This window comes from Nonomuraea sp. NPDC050153 (assembly GCF_044460125.1).
Lineage (GTDB): Bacteria > Actinomycetota > Actinomycetes > Streptosporangiales > Streptosporangiaceae > Nonomuraea.
Genome location: NZ_JBITJQ010000013.1, coordinates 13567 through 38026, shown reverse-complemented (window position 1 = coordinate 38026; position 24460 = coordinate 13567). Strand labels below are relative to the sequence as shown.

The following is a 24460-nucleotide window of genomic DNA, read 5'->3' as shown; positions in this document are numbered from 1 at the left end:
GACGGGTGAACGACCTACTGGGGCTGGTGTACGCGTATAACGGACATGTCCTCTACGTGGACGGGCTCGCGGCAGTGCGCGCACACCATGAGCGGCTCCAGCGCCTCGCCGCAGCTGTGCCGCCACACCGTCGGCGGCTCGCCCCGCGTGACGTAGCGGTCGCCCCAGTCCATGAGCGACAGCAGCACCGTGTGCAGCGCCCGCCCCGCCTCGGTCAGCACGTACTCGTAGCGCGGCGGATGCGACTCGTACAGCTCGCGCTCCAGCAGCCCGACCTCCTCCAGCTTGCGCAGCCTGGCGGTGAGGATGTCGCGGCTGGCGCCGGTGTTGCGGGCGATCTGGTCGAAGCGGCGCACGCCCAGGAGGACCTCCCGCATGGCCAGCAGGCTCCAGCGCTCGCCGACGGCCGCCAGCGCGTTGGCGATCGAGCATTCCCTGGGCATGCTCACCTCCGAGAGAGTCCGGATTTCCAACCTACCTGCTGCCGGGGATCGCCGCGAGCAGCTCCCGGGTGTAGTCCGCGGACGGCCGGTCGAAGACGTCCTCGGCGGTGCCGCTCTCCACGATCCGCCCGTCCCGCATGACGTGCACCTCGTGCGAGATCATCCGCACCACGGCCAGGTCGTGGCTGATGAACAGGTAGCTCAGCCCCAGCTCGCGCTGCAGGCCGGCGAGCAGCTCCAGGATCTGCGCCTGCACCAGCACGTCGAGCGCCGAGACGGCCTCGTCCAGCACGACCAGCTCGGGCGAGAGCGCCAGCGCCCTGGCGATGGCCACCCGCTGGCGCTGGCCGCCGGACAGCTCGTGCGGCAGCCGGTCGGCGGTCGAGGCGGGCAGCGACACCTTCTCCAGCAGCTCCGCCGCGGCCTTCCTGCGCTCGGCCGGGGTGCCGACGCGGTGCACGCGCAGCGGTTCGGCGATCGACTTCCCGACCGGGTAGCGGGGGTCGAGCGAGGCGTACGGGTTCTGGAACACCGGCTGGACCCGCCGGCGGAAGGCGAACAGCTCCCGCCTGCCGAGCGCCGCCAGGTCGGTGCCGTCGAAGCGGATGCTGCCGGCGGTGAGGTCGTCGAGGCCGAGCAGCAGGTTCGCGGTGGTCGACTTGCCCGAGCCCGACTCGCCCACGATCGACACGGTACGGCCGCGCGGAATCCGGAACGAGACCGCGTCCACCGCGGTCAGCTCCTCGCCCGTGCCCCTGATCGGGAACACCTTGCGCAGACCCTCCACCACGACCAGGTCCCCGGCCTCCTGGACAGGTTCCGGCACCCGGGCCGACGACAGGCTCGGCACGGCCCGCAGCAGCCGCCGGGTGTACTCGTGACCGGGCTCGGCGAGGATCTCCTCCGCCCGCCCGGTCTCGACGATCCGGCCGTCGTGCATGACGGCCACCACGTCGGCCCGCTCCGCCGCCAGCGCCAGGTCGTGCGTGATGAGCAGGACGGCGGTGCCCATCTCGGCGGTGAGCCGCTCCAGCTGGTCGAGGATGCGCCGCTGCACGGTCACGTCCAGCGCGGAGGTGGGCTCGTCGGCGATGAGCAGCTTCGGCCGGCAGGCCAGCCCCATGGCGATCAGCGCGCGCTGCCGCATGCCGCCGGAGAACTCGTGCGGGTACTGCCCGATCCGGCGGGCCGGGTCGGGGATGCCGACCAGGTCGAGCAGTTCGAGCACGCGGGCCCGCGCCGCCTTGCCGGTGGCCACGCCGTGGACCTCCAGCGCCTCGGCGACCTGGTCGCCGACGCGCATGAGCGGGTTGAGGTTCGACATGGGGTCCTGGGGGACCAGGCCGATGCCCGCGCCGCGGATCGCGGTCATCTCGCGGTCGCCGACCGCGGTCAGGTCGCGACCGTCGAACACGATCCGGCCGCCGGTGACGCGGCCGTTGTCGGGCAGCAGGCGGTTGACCGCGGCGGCCGTGGTCGACTTGCCCGAGCCCGACTCGCCGACGACCGCGACGGTCTGGCCGGGCAGGACCTCCATCGAGACGCCCTTGACGACGGTGACGTCCTGCCTGCGGGTGCGGAAGGCGACCGAGAGGTCATGGATCTCCAGGAGGGGGGTCATTCGGTCCTCGATCGTTGCGTGGCGGCCTGGAGCAGGCCGGCCCAGAGGGCGTCGGTGGGGGTGGGATCGCCCTGGACGAGCAGGCGATTGCTCGCCAGAGCCAGGGCGATGTCGCGGCCGGGCACGAAGCCGACCGCGCAGCCGACGTGACCGGGGTGACCGAGCACGGTGACGGTCTCGTCCCACAGCCGCAGCTCGTACGTGCGGAAGCCCAGGGCCTGGCCGGCGTCCGGGCCGGGGGTGAAGAACTCCCTGGCCACCTCGGGCCGCCACAGCCGGTCGTACTCCTGGTAGCGGGACATCGCCAGGCCGTAGGCGAGCAGGTCCGGCACGGTCGAGAAGAGCCCGGCGTGCCCGGCGACCCCGCCGAAGGCGTGGTGGGCGTTGCCGTCGGCGACCTCGCCGAGCACGGGCCCGCGCCGCCAGCGCGCGAAGTCGGAGCTGCGGTAGGGCACGGGGTAGGGCCGGCCGGTGTCGAGCATGGCCATCTCGATCCGGTCGTCCAGCGCGCTCATGGCCACCTCGGGGCCCGCCGGGCGGGCGTACGAGGTCGAGCCGAGGCCGAGCGGCTCGGTGACCAGCTCGGTCACGGCCAGGTCCAGGCTCAGGCCGGTGACGGCCTCGACGATCCGGCCGAGCAGGACGAAGCCGAGGTCGGAGTAGTGGCGGGCGCGGCCGGGGCGGTAGCGCGGGGGCGGCTGCTCCGGCCGGACGTTGAGCGGCCACCACTCCCACAGCCCGCCGCGGTGCAGGAGCAGGTCCCGCACGGTGATCGCCTCGTACGAGCGGGCGAGGTACGCGCTCAGCGGCGCGTCCAGGTCCACCAGCCGGTCGGACACCAGGCGGATGAGCGCGGTCGTGGTGGCGACGACCTTCGTGACCGAGGCGAGGTCGTGGCAGGTGTCCAGGGTCATCGGCGCCTCGCCGACGCGTTCGCCGCCCTCCCAGCGCACGGTCCGGTGGCCGGAGCACTCGGTGAGGTCGAACCACGGCGTCCGCGCGGCCATGACCACCCCCGCGGGGGCGCTCACCGGCTCCTCGCCCGCGGGCTCGCTCATCGCGTCAGCACCAGCGAGCGCGGCGGCTCGGCGACCGGCGCGGGCAGCGCGAGCGGCCGCGCGCCGGGTGTCAGCGTGCCGAGGACGCGGGCCTCGCGGGCGCCGGTCCCTCCCGGCGCCGTGCCGGGCAGGCCGTGCGCGGTCAGCCAGCCGATCAGCGCGAACGCGATGGCCTCCTTGTCGTCGGACGGGGCCCCGTAGTCGTCGGAGGGCGCCACGTCCATGCCGGGCAGCGCGGCCCGCAGCCCGTCCATGATCACGGGGTTGCGGCAGCCGCCGCCCGAGACGACCAGCGCGCCCACCCCGGCGGCCCGCACGTCCCGGGCCACCGTGCGCACGGTCAGCTCGGTCAGCGTCGCCACCAGGTCGGCGTCCCCGGGCGCGCGGCCCGCCCGGGCCAGGGCGGACTCCACGTAGCCGAGGTGGAACAGCTCCTTGCCGGTGCTCTTGGGGGCCGCCAGCGCGTAGTACGGCTCCTCCAGCAGCACCTCCAGCAGCCGCTCGTCCACCCGGCCCGAGGCCGCGATCCGCCCGTCCGCGTCGAAGCCCCGCTCGTCCAGCCCCCTGCTCGTGACCACCGCGTCGATCAGCGCGTTCGCGGGCCCGATGTCGTAGGCGTGCAGCTCGCCGCCGCGCACCACGGTCATGTTCGCGATGCCGCCCAGGTTGAGCGCCGCCGCCCCGCCCTCGTGGGCCCGCAGCAATAGCCCGTCCAGCACCGACACCAGCGGCGCCCCGTGCCCGCCCGCCGTGATGTCGCGGATGCGCACGTCCGACAGCACCGGGACGCCGGTCCGCTCGGCGATCCAGGCGGGCTGGCCGATCTGCAGCGTGCCGAGCGCGTGCGCGCCCTCCACCCAGTGGAAGACGGTCTGCCCGTGCGAGACGATCAGGTCGACGGGCCCGCCCCGCGCGATCGCCGACGCCGCGGCGCCGGCGAAGCTCTGCCCGATGAGCGTGTCGAGCACGCACACCTCGGCCAGCGTGGTCGGCGCGGGCGGCAGCGCCGCGACCAGCCGGGCCCGCAGCTCCGCCGGGTACGGCGTGCTCGCCGTGTGACCCACCCGGCCCTCCAGCAGGCCGCCGACGAGCTCGAAGTCCACCACGGCCACGTCGATCCCGTCGTGCGACGTGCCGGAGATCATCCCAAGAATTCTCATCGTCTTCCTCGCGGGTCGAAGGTGTCACGCAGGCCGTCGCCGAGCAGGTTGAGGCCCACGACCAGCAGGACGACGAGCGCGCCCGGCGCGATCAGCGTCCACGGGGCCACGAAGACCAGGCTGCGCGCCTCGAAGATCATCGAGCCCAGCGACGGCGCCGGCGGCGGCGTGCCCAGGCCGAGGAAGCTCAGCGACGCCTCGGTCAGCACCGCCCACGACAGCGACAGGGCCACCTGGACGATGACGATCGAGGTGATGTTCGGCAGGACGTGCCGGAGCATGATCTGCCAGCGGCTCATGCCGGTCGAGACGGCCGCCTTCACGTACTCGATCTCCCTGAGCGACAGCACCGGGCCCCGGGTGACGCGGATGAAGATGGGCACGTACACGATGGCGATGGCCACGGCGATCGTGAACCAGTTGCGGTCCAGCACCGACGCCAGCGACAGCGCCAGCAGCAGCGGCGGGAACGCGAACAGCACGTTCGTGACCCCGCCGATCGCGCCGTCGGCGACGCCGCGGTAGAAGCCGGACACCAGCCCGCCCAGCGTGCCCACCACGGTCGCGAACGCCACGGCGACGACCGCGATGAGCGCCGAGTTGCCGACCCCGGCCGCCACCCGGGAGAACACGTCCCGGCCGAACTGGTCCGTGCCGAACAGGTGCGCGCCGGACGGCGCCCCGAACCGCGCGGGCGGGTGCTGCGCGACCGGATCGTAGGGCAGCAGCCCGGCGTACGACAGCGCCGCCACGATCGCCAGCAGCACGAGGATCACCGCCCCCGCCACCAGGGCGGGACTCCTCCTCACGAAGCCCTCACCCTCGGGTCGATCACCCGGTAGAGCGCGTCCGTCAGCAGATTGACCAGCACGAACGCCAGCGCGATCACCAGCACCGTGCTCTGCACGACGGCGTACTCCTTCTGCTGGATGCCCAGCAGCACCTGCCTGCCGACGCCCGGCACGGAGAAGATCTGCTCCACCACGACCGCGCCGCCGAGCAGGTAGCCGAACTGCAGGCCGGTCATGGTCACGATCGGCACGAGCGCGTTGCCGAGCACGTGCCTGACCTGCAGCCGCCGCTCCGGCACGCCCTTGGCGCGGGCGGTGCGGACGAAGTCGTCCGAGCGCACCTCCAGCACCGCCGTGCGGGTGGTGCGCAGGATCGGCGCCGCGATGCCGAAGCCGAGCACCAGCGCCGGCAGGAACATCTGCTGCAGGTTGAGCAGCGGATCGTCGAGGAGCATGGCGAAGCCCTGCCCGTTGGGGTTGAACCCGAACGACGCCGCGAAGATCGACAGCAGCGCGGTGGCCAGCAGGAACGCCGGGACCGACAGCCCCGCCAGGCTCACGAGCTGGCCGAGGGCGTCCCTGGGGGAGTTGGCCCGGGAGGCCGCCAGCATGCCCAGCGGCACCCCGATCAGCAGCGCCAGCACGATCGAGAGCACCGCCAGCTCGAACGTCACCGGCAGCGAGTGCAGGGTCAGGTCGAGCACGCTCTGCTGCTGGCGGGCCGAGTAGCCGAAGTTCCCGGTGAACATGTTGCCCAGCCACGAGAAGAACTGCGTGATCAGCGGCTGGTCGAGCCCGTAGTACTGCTCCAGGGCCTGCCGCTGGGCGGGCGTGAGCGCCGCGGCCTCGGTGCCGAGCCCCGCCGTGATCTGGTCGCCGGGGATCGCCCGCAGCATGACGAACACCAGCACGGCCACCCCGAACAGGGTTCCGGCCGTGCTCAGGATCCGGTTGCGGACGCGCATCAGCCGACGCCCCTCAGCCGACACTGGCCGTACGGAGGTACTGCAGCGAGCCGCTGGCCATCGGCACGAAGCCCTGCACGCCGGAGGTCGTGGCGGTGTAGGTGTAGCCGGCGAACAGCCAGATCCAGGGGGCGTTCTCCTCCAGCTTCACCGAGACCTGGTCGTAGATCGCCTTGCGGGCGGCCTGGTCGGTCGTCGCCTTGCCCTCGGCGAACAGCTTGTCCAGCTCGGGCGAGCTGTAACCGGCGACCTTGTTCAGGTTGCCCTTGCTGGTGAAGTAGCGGCCGTAGGCGCCGTCCGGGTCGGGCCGGCCGCCGTTGAGCGCCACGGCCGCGTCGAAGTCGGCGGCCACCCAGCGGTCCACGAACGCGCCCGACTCCAGCACCTCCAGCTCCAGGTTGATCTTGGCCTCGGCGAGCTGGGCCTTGAGGTTCTGGGCCTCGTTGACCGAGGTCGCGTACTCGCCCTGGGAGACGATCGTCTTGACGGTCACCCCGCCGGGCTTGCCCGCCTTGCCCAGATACTCGGCCGCCTTGGCCAGGTCGCGGGCCGGGCAGGGGCGCTGGTCCGGGTCCGACTTGAACGCGGGCGCGGTGATCGGCCCGGTCACCTCGCCCTCGCCGAGCGCGGCGGTGTCGAGCACCTGCTTGCGGTCGATGGCGCACTGGATCGCCAGGCGCACGTTGACGTCCTTGAGGTCGCCGCGCTGCGCGTTCAGCTGGAGCACGTGGTAGTTGAGCTGCGGCGTCCTGGCCACGGTGATCGTGCCGCCGCCCTGCGCGGTCTGCGCGACGAGCGGGTCGTTGAAGACCGCGAGCTGCACGTTGCCCGACTGCATGGCCGACACGATGGACGACTCGTCGGGGATGATCCGGAACTCGACCGCGGCCACCTTCGGCTTCTCGCCGCCCCAGTACGCGTCGTTCCTGGCCAGCGTGATCGACTGGCTCGCCACGCGGTTGCGCAGCTTGAACGGCCCGGTGCCGTTCGGCGTGGTGTTGAGCTTCTCCTCGGTGTCCTCGGAGGAGAGCATCGCCATGTTGACCGTGGCCAGGTTGGCGGGCAGCGCGGCGTCGGGCCCGGTCAGCTCCAGCACCACGGTGCCCGCGTCGGGCGCCTCGACCGACTTCACCGACGACAGCGACGCCCTGGCCACGGCCGCCGTCTTCTCGTCCATGATCTTCTCCAGCGACGACTTCACGTCCTGGGAGTCGAAGGCGCTGCCGTCGGCGAACGTGACGCCCTGTCTCAGCTTGAGGGTGAGCTCCTTGCCGTCGTCCGAGGGCTGCCACGACTCGGCGAGCCCGGGCACCACGTTCAGGTCCTTGTCGAACTCCGTGAGCGTCCCGTACAGGTTCTGCAGCACGTTCACGGCCTGGAACTGGGTGGCCTTCCAGGGGAAGAGCGTGTCCGGGTCGGTGGTCACGCCGACCACGAGGGTCTTGCCGGAGGCCGCGCCGCCGGTGCTCGGGGCGGTCCCAGTGGATGGGCCGGAGGAAGAGGAGCAACTGGTGAGAGCGACGGACAGCGCAGCGGCGATGCCGACCGCGGAGATGGCGCCACGGGGCATGTGGTCTCCTGGGGGGAGTCGGTCATAAAATTACGCAGACAATATCACCGAGGTATTTTCTTTCCGTTGTGGGGATGAGTGAGGATGGCCGAGGAAGACGGGACCGTGCTGATCCGCATCCGGGCCGCCATGCCCGCGCTGCGGCCGTCGGAGCGGCGGATCGCGGAGGAGTTCGTCGGCGACCCCGCCAGGGCCGCCAACCTGTCGATCGCCGAGCTGGCCGCCCGCTGCGCGACCTCCACCACCTCGGTGGTGCGCTTCTACCAGCGCATGGGCTACGCGCACTACAAGGACCTCAGGATCGACCTGGCCAGGGCAGTGGCGCGCGAGGAGCTGGCCACGTCGAGCCTGCCGGAGGTGTCCGGCGACATCGACCGGAACGACAGCCTGGCGGGCATCGTCTCCAAGGTCGCGATGAACGAGACGCTGTCCATCGCCGACACGGCCCGCTCGCTGGACATGGAGGCGCTGGCCGCCGCCGTGTCGCTGCTGCTGGCGGCCCGGCGGATCGACAGCTTCGGGGTGGGCGCGAGCTCCCTCGTGGGGCTCGACCTGCAGCAGAAGCTGTCGCGCATCGGCCGGACCGCGATCAACTGGCACGACTCCCACTCGGCCTGGACGTCGGCGGCCACGCTCGACTCCGGCTGCGTGGCGGTGGCGGTCTCCCACACGGGCGCCACCGTGGACACGGTCGAGTTCCTGTCGATCGCCCGTAAGTCGGGCGCCTCGACCGTGGCCATCACGAACTTCCGCGACTCGCCCCTGGCCCGGGCCGCCGACGTGACGCTCACCACGGCCGCCAGGGAGACGAAGTTCCGCTCGGGCGCGCTGGGCAGCCGCATCGCCCAGCTCATGGTGGTGGACTGCCTGTTCACCGGGGTCGCGCAGGCGTCCTACGACGAGTCGATGGCGGCGCTGCGCAACACGTACGCGGTCGTGCACGAGCGGGTCGTGCACAAGCGAGGGTGAGGTTCACAGCCCGGATTCACCTGGGGTTCACGGGCTGTCTCTACCTTGGTGGGCCATGAGCTGGAAGTACCGGGCCAACACCACGCTGGAGGGCCTGACCGGATACACGTTGACCCGGCGGCCGCGGAAGCAGCCGCCGAAGCCGCCGCCACCGCCGCCGCTGGTGCTCCAGCGGCTGCCCGGCGACGAGGTGCGGCCGCCCGCCGACCCCGCGCACGACCGCCTGCTGCGCGAGCCGGTCTTCCTGCTGTCGTCCGTACGGTCGGGGTCCACGCTGCTGCGGGTCATGCTCAACAGCCACTCCCGGATGCATTCCCCCATCGAGACCCACTTCAGGCGGGTCACGATCGGCCTCGGCACCGAGCCCGTGCGGCAGGCCATGGAGGCGCTCGGCCACACCCACAGCGACATCGAGCACATCGTGTGGGACCGGCTGCTCCACCGCGAGCTGACCCGCAGCGGCAAGCCGATCCTGGCGGAGAAGACGCCCAGCAACGTGTTCGCCTGGCGGCGCATCGCCACCTGCTGGCCGGACGCGCGCTTCATCTTCCTGCTGCGCCACCCCATGTCCATCGTGCAGTCCTGGCACGAGGCCGACCCGGTCAAGCGGCCCATGGAGGAGGCCGTGCCGCGCACCCTGAGCTACATGACCTACCTGGAGGAGGCCCGCACCCACCTCGACGGGCTGACCCTGCGCTACGAGGACCTGGTCGCCGACCCCGAGCGCGAGCTGCGGCGGCTCTGTCTCTTCCTGGGGCTGGAGTTCGAGCCGGCCATGCTCACCTATGGCGACAAGGACCACGGCGGCTTCGTCAAGGGCATCGGCGACTGGCGCGACAAGATCCGCTCGGGCACGGTCGTCGCGGGCCGCCCCCTGCCGGCGGCGGACGAGGTGCCCGACGACCTGCGCGAGATCTGCCGTCTGTGGGGCTACACGCAGTGAGGGATGTTCAGCTGGGATTTGTCTCCTATTCGCCGTTGGCTCCGATAGGTTGCGGATCGTGATCGACGGGCCCTCGCGCCGTACCCTGCTCGCCGGAAGCCTCGCCGGCCTCACCCTCCCGAAGCCCGCTCTGGCGTCGGCGGGCCTGCCCGCGCGCCCCAACATCGTCGTGATCCTGGCCGACGACCTGGGCTGGGGCGAGATCGGCGGGCAGGGGCAGCGCCTGATCAGCACCCCGAACCTGGACCGGCTGGCGGCCGAGGGCGTGCGCTTCGAGACGGCCTACTCCGGGGCGCCGCTGTGCGCGCCGTCGCGCTGCGCGCCGTCGCGCTGCGCGCTGCTCACCGGGCTGCACGCGGGCCACGGCACCGTACGCGAGAACCCCGAGGGCGGGCCGCAGCGCTCGCTGACCGACGCCGACCTCACCTTCGCCGAACTGCTGCGACTGTCCGGCTACCGCACGGCCTGCTTCGGCAAGTGGGGCTTCGGCCCCGAGCGGCCGGAGCAGGCCTCGCACCCGAACGAGCGCGGCTTCGACGAGTTCTTCGGCTACATCGGCCACGCCCACGCCCACCAGTACTTCCCCAAGTACCTGTGGCACAACCGGGCCAAGGTCCGCCTCGACGGCAGGTCGTACGCGCCGGACCTGTTCCGCGAGCGGGCCGTCGAGTTCATCCGGCGCGGCGGCGACGACCCGTTCCTGCTCTACTACCCCACCATCCTGCCGCACTCGCCGAGCGTCATCCCCGGCGACGCGGGGCGCTACGAGGACCGGCCGTGGAGCGGCCCGAACCGGCGGCACGCCGCGCAGGTGGCCCGGCTCGACGCCGACGTGGCCACGCTGGTGCGGGAGTTACGCGCGACCGGCCTGGCCGAGAGCACGCTCGTGCTGTTCACCAGCGACAACGGGCCGCACAGCGAGAAGGGCGTGACGCCGGAGCTGTTCGACTCCAACGGGCCCTGGCGCGGGGACAAGCGCGACGTCTACGAGGGCGGCATCCGCGTGCCGTTGATCGCCTGGTCGCCCGCGTTACGGCCGCGCGTGGTCAAGCAGCCGGTGGCCTCGTGGGACGTGCTGCCGACCCTCGCCGACCTGGCCGGGGTGCCGGTGCCCGCGCACCTCGACGGCCTGTCCTTCCGCGGCCTGCTCACCGGCGCGGGCGCCCCCAAGCACGACCACCTGGTGTGGAACCGGCCCCGCAAGGCCCAGGCGCTCCGCCGCGGCCGGTGGAAGCTGGTCCGCTTCGCCCCGCACATCGCGGGCGCCGGGCCCGAGGGCCGGATCGAGCTGTACGACCTGGCCACCGACCCCGCGGAGAGCCGCGACCTGGCCGCGGAGCGGGTGGAGCTGGTGGACGAGCTGACGATCATGCTCGACGATTCGATCGGGCCGGACCCGCGGATCCCGTACGGGCTGAAGACCGAGATCATCGGCGGCCAGGTCGTGGTGACGCTGCACAACGGCTCGGCGGCGCCGTGGCGCGAGGTCAAGCTGAGCCTGAAGGGAGACGGCGCCGTCAACAGCGCCGTCTACAGGGCCCGCACGATGCCGCGCGTGGACCCGGGGACGGCGATCTCGGTCGGCTTCCCGCTCCCCCGCGGGAGCGGGAGCGGGAAACAGATCACGGCCCGCGCCGGCTTCGACGCGGGCGGACGCTCCCTCTCCTTCCGGAAGGCCGTCTGATCAGGGCAGGCAGCCGACGTGGGCCAGGGCCTGCTTGAGCAGCACGCCCTGCCCGCCGGTCATCTCCTGCTGCACCGCGGGCGAGGCGGCGTCCTCCGGGGTGAACCACTCCAGGTCCAGGGCGTCCTGCCGGGGCCGGCAGTCACCCGCGACGGGGACGATGTAGGCCAGGGAGACGGCGTGCTGGCGGGGGTCGTGGTAGGGGGTGACGCCCGGCGTCGGGAAGTATTCGGCGACGGTGAACGGCTGCGGCGAGGCGGGGATGTGGGGGAGCGCCACGGGGCCGAGGTCCTTCTCCAGGTGGCGCAGGAGCGCGTCGCGGATCCGCTCGTGGTGCAGCACCCGTCCCGAGACCAGCGCCCGGCTGACCGTGCCGTCTGACGCGATGCGCAGCAGCAGTCCGACGCGGGTGACCACGCCGGTGTCGTCGACCCGCACCGGCACGGCGTCGACGTAGAGGATGGGCAGCTGGCCTCGCACCGACTCGAGTTCGTCGGGTGCGAGCCATCCAGGCGCGGTTTCGGTCTTTTCGGTCATCTGCTGATCGTACGTCCCCGGCTCCGGCCCTCGGGGCCGGTCCTGCCCGCCAGCCAGGACGCCGTGCAGGTGACCAGCATGATGCCGACGAACGGCAGGTAGGAGATGACTTTCCGGCTCATGCGAGCTTCCTCCGTTGTGACTGAATGGTGTACTTGGGGTCGTTCACGGACTCCATCCCGGCGCGGAAGATCCCGAACCGGGTGCACGCGGAGCCCGCGAGCAGGGCCGCGCCCGCCGCCATGGCCGCGATCCGGCTGCGCCGGCCGGCGGTCACCCCGGCCAGCGCGCCCGCCAGCGACAGCGCCTCGCCCGCGCGCAGCAGCGAGCTGCGCTTGAGCGGCTCGGCCAGCGGCCCCAGCCGCCGCTCCATCCGGGTGGCGGCCACGCATTCGACGGCCGCGCCCAGCGCCGCCAGCCGGCGGGCCGGGCCCGCCTCCGCCAGCGGCGCGGCCAGCATCCCGAGCCCGCCCGCCGCGGCCGAGGCCGAGCCGGCGAACAGGAACGGCATCTCGCGATAGCCCCCGTGCCAGACGGGCACGGCGGTGTCGCAGATCAGCGCGGCGGTGTAGGTGGCCACCGCCGGCCCCGCCAGCCCCGCCCCGACCGTGGCGGCCCGGCCCAGCCGGGGCAGGCGCCCGGACAGGTCGGCGGCCCCCGCGCACACGGCCTGCGGACCGTACGCGGTGAGGATCCACGTGCCGACGCTCATGGGCGAGGTCACCTTGAACACCCGCAGCATGTTGACGAACCGCTCGGGCCGCCCCAGGTCGTGGATCAGCGAGTAGAGCGAGCCGCCCAGCGCGCCCAGCGCGGCGACCCTGCCCACCCTGGCCAGGCGCGGCCTGCCGGTGAGCTCGGCGACGGCCGCCAGCGTCGACGACGCGCCGGCCAGGCCGCCCAGGAAGAGGTAGCCGGCGATGTCGTGCTCCTGCCACGTCGGCTTGTTCAGCACCGGCCGGCCGTAGTAGGAGTCGTAACCCTTCCCTGGGCCCGTCTCCGGGCCCGTCTCCGGGCGCTCGCGCCGGTCGCCCGCCGAGCCCGGCGTGGCCTCGCGCTCGGTGCGCAGCTCGGCCGAGCCGCTGCGGTCCTCGCCGGTCAGCTGCCGCAGCAGCGGCCACCCCACATCCATGACGCCCCCCGAAACCTCTGGCCGGGTTCCTGCCCCCCTCCCGGGAGGCGAAAACCCGCAGGTCGGGAGGGTTCAGGCGATACGTGCGGCGGCCCGCTCCCACGCCCGAGGGTCGCCGGAGGGCTCGTAGCGGCGCAGCGGCTGGGAGGCGGTGACCAGCGCGCGCATCTCCGCCAGGTCCGAGACGAGCCCCGCCGCCTGCGCCTGCACGAGCACGTTGCCGAACGTGGTCGCCTCCGCGGGCCCGGCCACCACCGGCAGCCCGCAGGCGTCGGCGGTCAGCCGGCACAGCAGCTCGTTGCGCGACCCGCCGCCCACCAGGTGGACGACCTCGACGTCGCGCCCGGACAGCTCCATCGCCTGCCGCACGGCCAGCCGGTGCCCGAGCGCCAGGCTCTCCAGCACGCACCGCACGTACGCGGCCGGGGACGACGGAGGCTCCTGCCCCGTGCGGCGGCACTCGGCGGCGATCCTGGCCGGCATGTCGCCCGGCGGCAGGAACGCCGGCTCGTCCGGGTTCACCACGGCCGCGAAGGGCCGCTCGCCCGCCGCCGCCGTCAGCAGCTCGCCCAGGTCGGAGCCGGGCCAGGCCCGCAGGCACTCCTGCAGCAGCCACAGCCCCATGACGTTGCGCAGGTAGCGGACGGTGCCGTCGATGCCGGCCTCGTTGGTGAAGTTCGCGGCCCGGCTCTCGGGCGTCAGGATGGGCTCGGGCAGCTCCACCCCGGCCAGCGACCACGTGCCGCACGAGATGTAGGCGAACGCCGGTCCGGAGGCGGGCACGGCGGCCACGGCCGAGGCGGTGTCGTGCGAGCCGACCGCCGTGACGGGCGCCGACCAGCCGATCACGTCGGAGACGTGCCGCCGCAGCCCGCCGACCGTCTCTCCGGGCTGCCGCAGCGGCGGGAACAGCCCGGCCGGCAGCCCGAGCTGCTTGATCAGGGGGAACGCCCACGACCTGGTGCGCACGTCGAGCAGCCCCGTCGTCGAGGCGTTGGTCACCTCCGCGCCCACCTCGCCGGTGAGCCAGTAGCCGATCAGGTCGGGGATCAGCAGCATCGTCACGGCCCCGTCGAGCGGGTCGGCGAGCAGCTGGTAGAGCGTGTTGAACGGTAGCACCTGCAGCCCGGACACGTCGTACAGCGTCTCCGCCCCGACCGACTCGGCCACCCGCGCGGCCACGCCCCGCGTGCGGTCGTCGCGGTAGTGCACCGGATTGCCCATCAGCCGGTACGACTCGTCGAGCAGCCCGTAGTCGACCGCCCACGAGTCGACGCCGATGGACGACACCGGGCCCGCCTCGCGCAGGCCGGTGAGGATCTCCGAATAGAGGCCGGTGATGTCCCAGTGGAGGCGGCCCGCCTCGGTCACCGGCTCGTTGGGGAAGCGGCGGACCTCGGTCAGCTCCAGCCCGTCGGAGAGGTCGGCCAGCATCACCCGGCCGCTGGAGGCCCCGAGGTCGACGGCGGCGAAACGGCGGCTCATTGTGTGGACTCCCTGGCGACGAGCTCCGGCTGGAACATGATGTGCTGGTGCGCGTGCGTCTCGGGGTTGTCGCACTCGTCCAGCAGCAGCTCGGTGGCGATCCGGCCGAGCTGGTAGGTGGGCTGCCGCATCGAGCTGAGCGACACGGTGGAGGCGGCGGCGAAGTCGATGTCGTCGTAGCCCATCAGCGCCACGTCCTCCGGCACCCGCACGCCCGCCCGCAGCAGCGCGCGCAGCACGCCGAGCGCGAGCAGGTCGTTGGCGCAGAACACGGCCTCGGGCAGGTCGCCCTCGATCAGGTCGGCGGCGGCCTTCTCGCCCGCGCGGGCCGTCATCGTCGCGGCCTCGGTCACCCTCAGGTCTCCGGGGTCGAGCCCGGCGGCCCGCATCGCGGCCTTCGCGCCCTCCCAGCGCTCCACGCACTGCCTGATCGTCATCGGGCCCGTCACGTAGGCGACGCGGCGCGCGCCCCTGGCCAGCAGGTGGGCGACCGCGGCCCGGCCGCCCGCGACGTCGTCCACGGCCACCGCGCACTGGTCGGGCCGGTGGGCCGGGTGGTCGACCAGGACGACGCTGATGCCGCGCTCGCGCAGCCGGTCGAGCCGGCCCGGGTCCTCGCCGGAGGGGGTGATCAGCACGCCGCGCACCCGGTGCTCGGCCAGCACCCGCAGGTTGCGCTCCTCCTTGTCCTGCGAGCCCGCCGAGTTGCCCAGGATCACCGCGTAGCCGAGCTCGCTGGCCACGTCCTCGACCCCGGCCGCGACCTCGGTGAAGAACGGGTTGCCGATGTCGATCACGCTCAGGCCGATCGTCCTGCTGTGCCCGGCGCGCAGCGTCGAGGCCGAGCCGTGCCGGACGAACCCCAGCTCATTGATCGCCGCCTCCACCCGCTCCCGGGTGGCGGGTGCGACTTTTCCGGGCCGGTTCAGTACGTTGGAGACCGTGCCCGGGGACACGCCGGCGTGGGCTGCGACGTCCTTGATGCTGACCATGGCCATGGGGACCAATTAAAACGTACTAACGACTGGGGCGCCAGTCGCGGCACCGGTGGAACCATGTTTCCGGGTCTGGTGTGGGGGAAGTGCCGCCGCGCGTCTAGTAAAACGTTTGTATCGAGACGTGCACAGGGGCCGCTTTCCCCGTTGTTCATAACGTTCAGATAACACCAGCATCACGGGTCGCGTCCGGATCCGACCGGCCTGCCTGCGCAATCACCCCTGTTGATCAGCGCGGACCCGCCGCGGGCGGCGAGCCGGGCCTTGTGCGACGCGCTTGAGGAACGTTTTAATCCCCCGTAAACGCTGACGTAACACGCTGTGAGCGCTAACAGACTTGCGAAAGGCAGGTTTCATGCCGGACGTCATCGCCTATGGCGGGGACTGGAATCCAGAGCAGTGGCCCGAGGAGACGTGGGAGCAGGACGTCGCGCTGATGCGCGAGGCCGGCGTCAACCGGGTCAGCGTCGGCATCTTCTCCTGGTCGCTGCTGGAGCCGGCCGAGGGAGTGTTCGACTTCGGCTGGTTCGACCGCGTGATGGACCTGCTGGCCACGAACGGGATCAAGGCCAACCTGGCCACGCCCACCGCCGCCCCGCCGCCCTGGTTCGGGGACACCTACCCGGAGGCGCTGCCGGTCGACGCCGACGGGCGGCGGCTGACGTACGGCAGCAGGCAGGGCTTCTGCCCCAGCTCGCCGATCTACCGCGAGAAGGCGCTGCGCATCGCCGAGCAGGTGGCCACGCGCTACCGGGACCACCCGGCGCTGGCCCTGTGGCACGTGCACAACGAGTACGGCTGCCACAACGCGCGCTGCTTCTGCGACACCTCGGCGGCGGCCTTCCGCGCCTGGCTGCGCTCGCACTACGCCTCGCTCGACGCGCTCAACGACGCCTGGGGCGCCGCGTTCTGGTCCCAGCGCTACGGCGACTGGGCACAGATCCTGCCGCCGCGCGCCACCCCCACCTTCCCCAACCCCGGCCAGCAGCTCGACTTCCGCCGGTTCAGCTCCGACGCGCTCATCGAGCTCTACGCCGCCGAGCGCGACCTGCTGAGGAAGATCACCCCGGACGTGCCCGCGACCACCAACCTCATGGCGGGCGCGCACTGGGACATGGACTGCTGGGCCTTCGCCGCCGAGATGGACGTCGTCTCCACCGACCACTACCTGATCGGCGCCCGCGCGGAGCCGCACATCGATCTGGCCTTCGCCGCCGACTATGCCCGCTCGCTCAACGGCGGCCGGCCCTGGCTGCTGATGGAGCACTCGACCAGCGCGGTCAACTGGCAGCCGCGCAACCGCGCCAAGGCCCCCGGCGAGCTGCGCCGCAACTCCCTGACCCACCTGGCCAGGGGAGCGGACGGGATCATGTACTTCCAGTGGCGGGCCTCGCGCGCCGGCGCCGAGAAGTGGCACTCGGCGATGCTGCCGCACGCGGGCACCGAGACCAAGATCTGGCGGGAGGTGACCGCGCTCGGCGCCGAGCTGGCCGGGCTCGCCGACGTGGCGGGCAGCACCGTCAGCGCCGACGTCGCGATCCTGATCGACCACTCCAGCGTCTGGGCCCAGGACCACCCCGCCCAGCCCTCCGTGGACATGGACCCGGTGGAGGAGGCCAAGCGCTGGCACGCCGCGCTCTGGCGGGCCGGCGTCACCTGCGACCTGGCCCACCCCGAGGGCGACCTGACCGGCTACCGCCTGGTGCTGGTGCCCGCGCTCTACCTGGTGAGCGACGCGGGGGCGGCCAACCTCGCGCAGTTCGTGGAGCGGGGCGGGGTCGCGCTCGTGGGCCCGTACAGCGGGATCGTGGACGAGCACGACCGGGTGCGGCTCGGCGGCTACCCCGGGGCGTGGCGCGACCTGCTCGGGGTGAGCGTGGAGGAGTTCTTCCCGCTCGACGGGCCGATCCCGCTGGCCTCGGGCGCGTCGGGGACCGCCTGGAGCGAGGTGGCGCACGTCACCGGCGCGAAGGTCCTCGACGCGTACGCCACCGGGGAGCCCGCCTGGACCCGCAACGAGTGGGGCGACGGGTTCGCTCACTACCTCACCACCAGACTCGACGACGACGGCCTGGCCGAGGTCATCGCCGCCGTCGCGACGCAGGCGGGCGTCGAGCCCGTCGCCGCCGCCCCCGCCGGGGTGGAGGTCGTACGGCGTTCGCACGCCGACGGCCGCTCCTACCTGTTCGCCGTCAACCACACGGGCGAGGACGCGGTCGTGACCCCGCCCGGCGGCGACCCGGTCACGGTGGCGGCCGGAGACGTCCGCGTGATCATCGCCTGACGCCGGGGCGCTCGCGGGCGTCCCGGCGTGGAGGCCCGCGAGCGCCCCGGCGTTCAGCTTTGGAAAGCGCTTCCCTTGGGAGCGGTACCACCGATCAACCCCCCGAAGGGGCGCGCCCCTTCCCGCCTGGAGGTGCACTGTGTCCGAGCAGATCTCACGCCGCGACGCCCTGAAGGGGCTGGCCGTCGCCGGAGCGGCCGTCCCGCTGGCCTCGGCGCTGGAGTCGCCGGCGTTAGCCGCGCCGGCCGTCCCCGACGTCCCCCTGCGCTGGCTGGAGGACAAGCCCGCCGAGGCGCCCGGCACCACCTGGGGCGTGCCGTGGCCGAAGGGCGCGGTGGCCAAGGAGCAGGCGTTCGCGCTCGCCGCGGCCGACGGCGCCGCCGTGCCGGTGCAGACGTGGCCGCTGGCGTACTGGCCGGACGGGTCGCTGAAGTGGACGGCCCACGCGATCGGCCCTGAGGCGTCCGCGGCCGAGACGTACACGCTGCGGCCCGGCACCGCCGCCGCGCCCGCCAGGCCGGTCACCGTCAAGGACGAGAAGCAGTACGTGGACGTGGACACCGGCGTGATCCGCGCCCGCGTCCGCAAGAGCGGCAGCGAGCTGATCAGCCAGATCTGGCGCGGCGAGACCGAGATCGCCCGCAAGGGGCAGCTCGTCAACCTGCGCCAGGGCAAGATCGACGACGATGACGACCGCACGATCGAGGTCGACTCCTACCTGAGCGACATCTCGAAGGTGGAGGTCGAGCAGGCCGGCCCGGTGCGCGCGGTCGTGCGGATCGAGGGCCGCCACACCTCCAGGAAGGGCCGGTCGTGGCTGCCGTTCACGATCCGGCTCTACTTCTACGCGGGCGCGGAGAGCGTGCGGATGACGCACACGTTCGTGTTCGACCGCGACGGGCAGCACGACTTCGTCGCCGGGCTCGGCGTGCGCTTCCGCGTCCCGATGCGGGACGAGCCGTACAACCGGCACATCCGCTTCGTCGGCGACGGGCACGGCCTGCTCACCGAGGCCGTCAAGGGCATCACGGGGCTGCGCCGCGACCCCGGCGCTGCCGTGCGGAAGGCGCAGGTGGCCGGGCAGCGGCTGCCGGACATCGCCACCTGGGACACCCGCGTCAGCAGCCGCGTCCAGCTCATCCCCGACTGGGGCGACTACACGCTCGCCCAGCTCTCCGCCGAGGGCTTCACGCTCAAGAAGCGCACCAAGAAGGGGTACGGCTGGGTCGCCGTCGACCAGGGCCGGCGGGCCTCGGGGCTCGGGTACGTGGGCGGGCCGAGCGGCGGGTTCGCGTTCGGCCTGCGGGACTTCTGGCAGCGGCACCCCACCCAGCTCGACACCCGCGGGGCCGCCACGGAGGAGGCCGAGGTCACCCTCTGGCTCTGGTCGCCGGAGGCCGGGCCGATGGACACCCGCTTCTACCACGACGGCATGGGCCAGGACACCTACCCGGAGCAGATCGAGGGCCTCAACATCACGTACGAGGACTACGAGCCCGGCTTCGGCACGCCGCTCGGGATCGCGCGGACGAGCGAGCTGACGTTCTGGGCGCTGGCCGCCACCCCGGACGCCGCCCGGCTCGGGGCGATGGCCGACGCCGTCCGCACGCCGCCCCTGATCGTCGCGCCGCCCGCGCACCTGGCCGCGGCCAAGGTGTTCGGCGGCCTGTTCAGCCCGGTCGACCGGTCGACGCCCGGCAGGCAGACCATCGAGGACCACCTCGACTTCCTCTTCGACTACTACAGGAAGCAGGTCGAGCAGCGTCACTGGTACGGGTTCTGGGACTACGGCGACATCATGCACACGTTCGACGAGGACCGGCACGTGTGGCGCTACGACGTCGGCGGTTACGCCTGGGACAACTCGGAGCTCTCGCCCGACCTGTGGCTCTGGTACGCGTACCTGCGCTCGGGGCGCGCCGACGTCTTCCGGTTCGCCGAGGCGATGACCCGGCACACCGGCGAGGTGGACGTCTACCATCTCGGGCCCTGGGCCGGGCTCGGCAGCCGGCACAACGTGCAGCACTGGGGGTGCAGCGCCAAGCAGCAGCGCATCTCGACCGCGGTCTACCGGCGCATCTTCTACTTCCTGACCGCCGACGAGCGCACCGGCGACCTCATGCGGGCGCTGGTCGACTCCGACAAGACGTTCCTGGCCATCGACCCGCTCCGCAAGATCCGCACGGAGCCGTACACGCCGGACCCCTCGGCCCTGGCGATCGGGCTGGGCACCGACTGGAGCGGCCTGGCCGCCGCCTGGCTGACCGAGTGGGAACGCGGCGGGGACCCGGTGGCCGAGAAGAAGCTCAAGGCCACCATGCGGACCATCGCCGCCATGCCCAACGGCTTCGTCACGGGCGAGGGCCTCTACAACCTCAGCACCGGCGAGTTCGCCCCCGCCCCCAAGAAGGTCGCGGTGTCGCACCTGTCGGCGATGTTCGGCCAGGTCGAGATCTGCGCCGAGCTCATCGACCTGGTCGACATGCCGGAATTCGAACGGGCCTGGCTCCAGTACTGCCGCCTGTTCAACGCCACCAAGGCCGAGCAGGCCGCCGAGACGGGCGCGAACTTCGGCAACCTCATCCTCAAGCAGGGGCACTCCCGGCTCACGGCGTACGCGGCGGTCCGGCTCCAGCGCGACGACCTCGCGGCCCGGGCGTGGACGGAGTTCGCCACGGGGGACGGCTACGCGCCGAACCTGCCGTGGAAGTCGGAGAAGATCACGACGACCCTCAACCCGACGGACGAGGCGGCCTGGGTCTCCACCAACACCACGGCCCTGTACGGGCTGGCCGCCATCCAGAACCTGGCCCTCGTCGGCGGCAAACTCCCCACCTGACCACCCATCCCCGGCCCGGCGTCGCCGGGCCGGGATTAAAACGTGTCACCGTGACCGCGCGATCACCCTGCACGGTCCGTGGCCCCAGGCGCATTGACAGCGAGCAGCAGGAATCATAGTTTCCTGCACGAAGGATTAAAACGTTTTGAAGGGAGTGTCAGTGCAACGCGTCTGCTTCCTGCTGAAAGTCCGCCCAGAGCGGCTGGCGGAGTACCGCGAACGCCACCGGGACGTCTGGCCGGAGATGCGAGAGGCGCTCGCGCGTACCGGCTGGCACAACTACTCGCTCTTCCTCAAAGACGACGGCCTCCTCGTGGGCTACCTGGAGACCGAGGACTTCGAGGCGGCCAGGAAGGCCATGGCCGAGACCGAGGTCAACGCCCGCTGGCAGGCCGAGATGGCGCCGTTCTTCGAGAGCCTCGACGGGCGGCCCGACGAGGGCATGCACCCGCTGGACGAAGTGTTCCACCTGGATTGATCGGGGAGTAATGACTGACATCAAGGCCGCGCTGCGGGCGCAGCACATCGAGACGCCGTCCTGGGCCTACGGCAACAGCGGCACGCGGTTCAAGGTGTTCGCACAGAAGGGGGTGCCGCGCGATCCGTACGAGAAGCTCGCCGACGCCGCCCAGGTGCACGCCTACACCGGCATCGCCCCCACGGTCGCCCTGCACATCCCGTGGGACAAGGTGGACGACTACGCCGACCTGGCCAGGCACGCCCGCGAGCTGGGAGTGGGCATCGGAGCCATCAACTCCAACGTCTTCCAGGACGACGACTACATGCTGGGCAGCGTCACCAACCCGTCCGCGCGGGTGCGCCGCAAGGCGACCGACCACCTGCTCGAATGCGTGGACATCATGGACGCCACCGGCTCCGACACGCTCAAGCTGTGGTTCTCGGACGGCATCAACTACCCGGGCCAGGACGACATCAGGGCCCGCCAGGACCGCCTGGCCGAGTCTCTGGCCGCGGTGTACGGGCGGCTCGGCGAGGGCCAGCGCTTCCTGCTGGAGTACAAGCTGTTCGAGCCCGCCTTCTACGCCACCGACGTGCCCGACTGGGGCACCGCGTACGCCCACTGCGTCAAGCTCGGCCCCAAGGCGCAGGTCGTGGTCGACACCGGCCACCACGCGCCGGGCACCAACATCGAGTTCATCGTCGCGTTCCTGCTGCGCGAGGGCAAGCTCGGCGGGTTCGACTTCAACTCGCGCTTCTACGCCGACGACGACCTGATGGTGGGGGCGGCGGACCCGTTCCAGCTGTTCCGCATCATGTTCGAGGTCGTACGCGGCGGCGGGCTCGACCCCGAGACCGGGGTGGCGTTCATGCTCGACCAGTGCCACAACATCGAGCCCAAGATCCCGGGCCAGATCCGCTCGGTCATGAACGTCCAGGAGGCCACCGCCAAGGCGCTGCTGGTGGACCGGGAGGCGCTGGCCGCCGCCCAGTCCGAGGGCGACGTGCTGGGCGCGAACGCCGTGTTCATGGACGCCTACAACACCGACGTGCGGCCGCTGCTCGCCGAGTTGCGGGAGGAGTCGGGGCTGGCGCCCGACCCGATGACCGCGTACGCCAAGTCCGGATATTTCGAGAAGATCGCCGCCGACCGTGTCGGCGGCACCCAGGCCGGCTGGGGGGCCTGACCAACCATGGAAGTCGTCAAGGAACTGCTGGAACGCTCTCATCGGCTGGGCGCCGACCCGCGCAACACCAACTACGCGGGCGGCAACACCTCGGCCAAGGGCGCGGCGCCCGACCCGGTCACCGGTGAGGACGTCGAACTCCTCTGGGTCAAGGGCTCGGGCGGTGACCTGGGCACGCTGAAGGAGTCCGGGCTCGCCGTGCTCCGCCTCGACCGGCTCCGCGCGCTCGTGAACGTCTACCCGGGCGTGGAGCGCGAGGACGAGATGGTCGCTGCGTTCGACTACTGCCTGCACGGCAAGGGCGGGGCGGCGCCGTCGATCGACACCGCCATGCACGGCCTGGTCGATTCCGCGCACGTCGACCACCTGCACCCCGACGCCGGGATCGCGCTCGCGACCGCCGCCGACGGCGAGGAGCTGACCGGGCGCGTCTTCGGCGACCGCGTGGTGTGGGTGCCGTGGCGGCGGCCCGGCTTCCAGCTCGGCCTGGACATCGCCGCCATCAAGGAGGCCAACCCGCAGGCCATCGGCTGCATCCTCGGCGGCCACGGCATCACCGCCTGGGGCGCCACCGCGCAGGAGTGCGAGTCCCGCTCGCTGGAGATCATCCGCACCGCGGAGGCGTACCTGGCCGAGCACGGCCGCCCCGACCCGTTCGGCTCGGAGATCTACGAGACGCTGCCCGAGGCCGAGCGGCACGCGCGGGCCGCCGCGCTGTTCCCGCACCTCCGCGGCCTGGCCTCCACCGACCTCCGCGTCGTCGGCCACTACACCGACACGCCCGAGGTGCTGGACTTCGTCTCCCGCGCCGAGCACCCGCGCCTGGCGGCCCTGGGCACGTCCTGCCCCGACCACTTCCTGCGGACCAAGGTCGCGCCGCTGGTGCTCGACCTGCCACCGGACGCGCCCCTGGAGCAGGCCGTCGAACGGCTGCGCGAGCTGCACACCGCCTACCGCGCGGACTACACCGCCTACTACGACCGCAACGCCACCCCGGACTCTCCGCCCATGCGCGGCGCGGACCCGGCGATCGTGCTGGTGCCGGGCGTCGGCATGTTCTCGTTCGGCAAGGACAAGCAGACCGCCCGCGTGGCCGGCGAGTTCTACGTCAACGCCATCAACGTCATGCGCGGCGCCGAGTCCGTCTCCACGTACGCCCCCATCCCCGAGTCGGAGAAGTTCCGCATCGAGTACTGGGAGCTGGAGGAGGCCAAGCTCCGCCGCATGCCCAAGCCGAAGCCCCTGGCCACCCGCGTCGCGCTGGTGACCGGCGGCGGCTCGGGCATCGGCGCGGCCACCGCCCGCCGCCTGGCCGCCGAGGGCGCGTGCGTGGTGGTCGCCGACCGCGACGTGGCCGCCGCGGAGAAGGTCGCCGCCGAGCTCGGCGCGGCCGCGTACCGGGTGTCCGACGTGGCGGCGGCGGTCGCCGTGGACGTCACCTCGGAGGAGCAGGTCGCCGCGGCGGTACGCGCGGCCGTGCTGGCCTTCGGCGGCGTCGACCTGGTCGTCAACAACGCCGGCCTGTCGCTGTCGCGCTCGCTGCTGGAGACCACCCTGGACGACTGGGACCTGCAGCACGACGTGATGGCCAGGGGCTCGTTCCTGGTGGCGCGCGAGACGGCCCGGGTCCTGATCGACCAGGGGCTGGGCGGCGACATCGTCTACATCTCCTCCAAGAACGCCGTCTTCGCCGGCCCGAACAACGTCGCCTACGGCGCGGCCAAGGCCGATCAGGCGCACCAGGTCCGGCTGCTGGCGGCCGAGCTGGGCACGCACGGCATCCGCGTCAACGGGATCAACCCGGACGGCGTGGTACGCGGCTCCGGCATCTTCGCCTCGGGCTGGGGCGCCAACCGCGCGGCCGTCTACGGGGTGCAGGAGGAGAAGCTCGGCGAGTTCTACGCCCAGCGGACCCTGCTCAAGCGCGAGGTCCTGCCCGAGCACGTGGCCGCCGCCGTCTTCGCCCTCACCGGGGACGACCTCACCCACACCACGGGCCTGCACATCCCGGTGGACGCGGGCGTGGCCGCCGCCTTCCTGCGATGACCCTTCAGGAGTAGGCCGCCACCATCCCGATCACCATCCCGATCACCGTCAGCGTGGCTCCGGCCGCCGTGACCAGCCAACCCCCGGTCACGGCGGCCCCTGCGCGCCCGCCCTCCGGCGTAAGCCGGGCCCGCGTCACCTCGCCCGCCTCCGAGTCCGGCGAGGCGGCCCCGATCCGCCCGAGCCGCCCCGGGTCTCTCCCGCCAGGGGTAACGAACCGCACATCGGGCAAGAAGTCGCTCATGCGCCCCATCGTCGCCGCCCCGGTTCGGCCTTCGCCCGCAGCCGACTG

The 24460-nt window shown here is 72.3% G+C and carries 21 protein-coding genes; 8 read left to right on the top strand and 13 right to left on the bottom strand.

The window, feature by feature from the left end; all coding sequences use genetic code 11:
- Positions 1-14 precede the first annotated feature (14 nt).
- Genes ACIBQ1_RS29295 through ACIBQ1_RS29265 form a run of 7 tightly spaced genes read right to left on the bottom strand, consistent with a single transcriptional unit; the run spans position 15 to position 7608 of the window.
- Positions 15-443 (bottom strand): winged helix-turn-helix transcriptional regulator, encoded by a 429-nt coding sequence (locus ACIBQ1_RS29295; protein WP_397282733.1) that lies wholly within the window; start codon positions 441-443, stop codon positions 15-17.
- A 31-nt stretch (positions 444-474) separates the two neighbouring features.
- Entirely contained in the window at positions 475-2064 is a 1590-nt protein-coding gene (locus ACIBQ1_RS29290; protein ID WP_397282501.1) for an ABC transporter ATP-binding protein, read from the bottom strand.
- Entirely contained in the window at positions 2061-3122 is a 1062-nt protein-coding gene (locus tag ACIBQ1_RS29285; protein ID WP_397282500.1) for a serine hydrolase domain-containing protein, read from the bottom strand. Before ACIBQ1_RS29285 ends, ACIBQ1_RS29290 begins: the two co-directional genes overlap by 4 nt.
- Positions 3119-4282, bottom strand: coding sequence for an anhydro-N-acetylmuramic acid kinase (locus tag ACIBQ1_RS29280; protein ID WP_397282499.1), 1164 nt, complete (start codon positions 4280-4282; stop codon positions 3119-3121). The genes ACIBQ1_RS29285 and ACIBQ1_RS29280 overlap by 4 nt, the downstream gene beginning before the upstream one ends.
- The gene (locus ACIBQ1_RS29275) at positions 4279-5091 is read right to left on the bottom strand and encodes an ABC transporter permease (RefSeq protein WP_397282498.1); all 813 of its coding nucleotides are present in this window, start codon (positions 5089-5091) and stop codon (positions 4279-4281) included. Before ACIBQ1_RS29275 ends, ACIBQ1_RS29280 begins: the two co-directional genes overlap by 4 nt.
- Positions 5088-6038 carry an ABC transporter permease gene (locus ACIBQ1_RS29270; RefSeq protein ID WP_397282497.1) on the bottom strand — a complete coding sequence of 317 codons (951 nt, stop codon included), beginning with the start codon at positions 6036-6038 and terminating at the stop codon, positions 5088-5090. The genes ACIBQ1_RS29275 and ACIBQ1_RS29270 overlap by 4 nt, the downstream gene beginning before the upstream one ends.
- Before the next feature lie 13 nt (positions 6039-6051).
- Complete coding sequence (locus ACIBQ1_RS29265) at positions 6052-7608, bottom strand: ABC transporter substrate-binding protein (protein ID WP_397282496.1); 1557 nt, start codon at positions 7606-7608, stop codon at positions 6052-6054.
- Positions 7609-7692: 84 nt separating this feature from the next.
- On the opposite strand from ACIBQ1_RS29265, the gene ACIBQ1_RS29260 reads away from it, so the two are divergent.
- The 3 genes from ACIBQ1_RS29260 to ACIBQ1_RS29250 are packed head-to-tail and all read left to right on the top strand — an operon-like array spanning position 7693 to position 11204.
- On the top strand, positions 7693-8577 hold the full coding sequence (locus ACIBQ1_RS29260; RefSeq protein ID WP_397282495.1) for a MurR/RpiR family transcriptional regulator: 885 nt from the start codon (positions 7693-7695) through the stop codon (positions 8575-8577).
- A 55-nt stretch (positions 8578-8632) separates the two neighbouring features.
- A complete protein-coding gene (locus tag ACIBQ1_RS29255; protein ID WP_397282494.1) occupies positions 8633-9520 on the top strand; it encodes a sulfotransferase family protein in 888 nt (295 codons plus the stop codon).
- Between the two features lie 58 nt (positions 9521-9578).
- A complete protein-coding gene (locus ACIBQ1_RS29250) occupies positions 9579-11204 on the top strand; it encodes an arylsulfatase (protein ID WP_397282493.1) in 1626 nt (541 codons plus the stop codon).
- Here ACIBQ1_RS29250 and ACIBQ1_RS29245 read toward each other — a convergent pair whose 3' ends face one another.
- From ACIBQ1_RS29245 to ACIBQ1_RS29225, 5 genes are all read right to left on the bottom strand, one after another.
- On the bottom strand, positions 11205-11741 hold the full coding sequence (locus tag ACIBQ1_RS29245) for an NUDIX hydrolase family protein (RefSeq protein WP_355376461.1): 537 nt from the start codon (positions 11739-11741) through the stop codon (positions 11205-11207).
- Positions 11738-11863 carry a hypothetical protein gene (locus tag ACIBQ1_RS29240; RefSeq protein WP_355376459.1) on the bottom strand — a complete coding sequence of 42 codons (126 nt, stop codon included), beginning with the start codon at positions 11861-11863 and terminating at the stop codon, positions 11738-11740. The genes ACIBQ1_RS29245 and ACIBQ1_RS29240 overlap by 4 nt, the downstream gene beginning before the upstream one ends.
- Complete coding sequence (gene nrfD / locus ACIBQ1_RS29235; RefSeq protein WP_397282492.1) at positions 11860-12873, bottom strand: NrfD/PsrC family molybdoenzyme membrane anchor subunit; 1014 nt, start codon at positions 12871-12873, stop codon at positions 11860-11862. The genes ACIBQ1_RS29240 and nrfD overlap by 4 nt, the downstream gene beginning before the upstream one ends.
- 72 nt (positions 12874-12945) lie before the next feature.
- Positions 12946-14358 carry a rhamnulokinase family protein gene (locus tag ACIBQ1_RS29230; protein ID WP_397282491.1) on the bottom strand — a complete coding sequence of 471 codons (1413 nt, stop codon included), beginning with the start codon at positions 14356-14358 and terminating at the stop codon, positions 12946-12948.
- Entirely contained in the window at positions 14355-15356 is a 1002-nt protein-coding gene (locus tag ACIBQ1_RS29225; RefSeq protein WP_397282490.1) for a LacI family DNA-binding transcriptional regulator, read from the bottom strand. Before ACIBQ1_RS29225 ends, ACIBQ1_RS29230 begins: the two co-directional genes overlap by 4 nt.
- A 352-nt stretch (positions 15357-15708) precedes the next feature.
- On the opposite strand from ACIBQ1_RS29225, the gene ACIBQ1_RS29220 reads away from it, so the two are divergent.
- From ACIBQ1_RS29220 to ACIBQ1_RS29200, 5 genes are all read left to right on the top strand, one after another.
- On the top strand, positions 15709-17637 hold the full coding sequence (locus tag ACIBQ1_RS29220) for a beta-galactosidase (protein WP_397282489.1): 1929 nt from the start codon (positions 15709-15711) through the stop codon (positions 17635-17637).
- Between the two features lie 139 nt (positions 17638-17776).
- Positions 17777-20476: a twin-arginine translocation signal domain-containing protein gene (locus tag ACIBQ1_RS29215; protein ID WP_397282488.1), complete on the top strand. Its 2700-nt coding sequence runs from the start codon at positions 17777-17779 to the stop codon at positions 20474-20476.
- Between the two features lie 160 nt (positions 20477-20636).
- A complete protein-coding gene (locus ACIBQ1_RS29210) occupies positions 20637-20954 on the top strand; it encodes an L-rhamnose mutarotase (protein WP_185077046.1) in 318 nt (105 codons plus the stop codon).
- 10 nt (positions 20955-20964) lie between these two features.
- Positions 20965-22122, top strand: coding sequence for an L-rhamnose isomerase (gene rhaI / locus ACIBQ1_RS29205; protein WP_397282487.1), 1158 nt, complete (start codon positions 20965-20967; stop codon positions 22120-22122).
- 6 nt (positions 22123-22128) lie between these two features.
- Positions 22129-24168 carry a bifunctional aldolase/short-chain dehydrogenase gene (locus ACIBQ1_RS29200; protein WP_397282486.1) on the top strand — a complete coding sequence of 680 codons (2040 nt, stop codon included), beginning with the start codon at positions 22129-22131 and terminating at the stop codon, positions 24166-24168.
- Between the two features lie 4 nt (positions 24169-24172).
- On the opposite strand, the gene ACIBQ1_RS29195 is transcribed toward ACIBQ1_RS29200, so the two are convergent.
- The gene (locus tag ACIBQ1_RS29195) at positions 24173-24412 is read right to left on the bottom strand and encodes a hypothetical protein (protein WP_397282485.1); all 240 of its coding nucleotides are present in this window, start codon (positions 24410-24412) and stop codon (positions 24173-24175) included.
- Positions 24413-24460: the final 48 nt, after the last annotated feature.

What these genes read in the sequence shown, in the direction of transcription:
- rhaI (WP_397282487.1), top strand. Translation starts at nt 20,965, where the DNA reads ATGACTGACATCAAGGCCGCGCTGCGGGCGCAGCACATCGAGACGCCG.
- ACIBQ1_RS29270 (WP_397282497.1), bottom strand. Translation starts at nt 6,038, where the DNA reads ATGCGCGTCCGCAACCGGATCCTGAGCACGGCCGGAACCCTGTTCGGG.
- ACIBQ1_RS29295 (WP_397282733.1), bottom strand. Translation starts at nt 443, where the DNA reads ATGCCCAGGGAATGCTCGATCGCCAACGCGCTGGCGGCCGTCGGCGAG.
- ACIBQ1_RS29280 (WP_397282499.1), bottom strand. Translation starts at nt 4,282, where the DNA reads ATGAGAATTCTTGGGATGATCTCCGGCACGTCGCACGACGGGATCGAC.
- ACIBQ1_RS29245 (WP_355376461.1), bottom strand. Translation starts at nt 11,741, where the DNA reads ATGACCGAAAAGACCGAAACCGCGCCTGGATGGCTCGCACCCGACGAA.
- ACIBQ1_RS29225 (WP_397282490.1), bottom strand. Translation starts at nt 15,356, where the DNA reads ATGGCCATGGTCAGCATCAAGGACGTCGCAGCCCACGCCGGCGTGTCC.
- nrfD (WP_397282492.1), bottom strand. Translation starts at nt 12,873, where the DNA reads ATGGATGTGGGGTGGCCGCTGCTGCGGCAGCTGACCGGCGAGGACCGC.
- ACIBQ1_RS29285 (WP_397282500.1), bottom strand. Translation starts at nt 3,122, where the DNA reads ATGAGCGAGCCCGCGGGCGAGGAGCCGGTGAGCGCCCCCGCGGGGGTG.
- ACIBQ1_RS29230 (WP_397282491.1), bottom strand. Translation starts at nt 14,358, where the DNA reads ATGAGCCGCCGTTTCGCCGCCGTCGACCTCGGGGCCTCCAGCGGCCGG.
- ACIBQ1_RS29290 (WP_397282501.1), bottom strand. Translation starts at nt 2,064, where the DNA reads ATGACCCCCCTCCTGGAGATCCATGACCTCTCGGTCGCCTTCCGCACC.
- ACIBQ1_RS29200 (WP_397282486.1), top strand. Translation starts at nt 22,129, where the DNA reads ATGGAAGTCGTCAAGGAACTGCTGGAACGCTCTCATCGGCTGGGCGCC.
- ACIBQ1_RS29220 (WP_397282489.1), top strand. Translation starts at nt 15,709, where the DNA reads ATGCCGGACGTCATCGCCTATGGCGGGGACTGGAATCCAGAGCAGTGG.
- ACIBQ1_RS29195 (WP_397282485.1), bottom strand. Translation starts at nt 24,412, where the DNA reads ATGAGCGACTTCTTGCCCGATGTGCGGTTCGTTACCCCTGGCGGGAGA.
- ACIBQ1_RS29265 (WP_397282496.1), bottom strand. Translation starts at nt 7,608, where the DNA reads ATGCCCCGTGGCGCCATCTCCGCGGTCGGCATCGCCGCTGCGCTGTCC.
- ACIBQ1_RS29240 (WP_355376459.1), bottom strand. Translation starts at nt 11,863, where the DNA reads ATGAGCCGGAAAGTCATCTCCTACCTGCCGTTCGTCGGCATCATGCTG.
- ACIBQ1_RS29255 (WP_397282494.1), top strand. Translation starts at nt 8,633, where the DNA reads ATGAGCTGGAAGTACCGGGCCAACACCACGCTGGAGGGCCTGACCGGA.
- ACIBQ1_RS29260 (WP_397282495.1), top strand. Translation starts at nt 7,693, where the DNA reads ATGGCCGAGGAAGACGGGACCGTGCTGATCCGCATCCGGGCCGCCATG.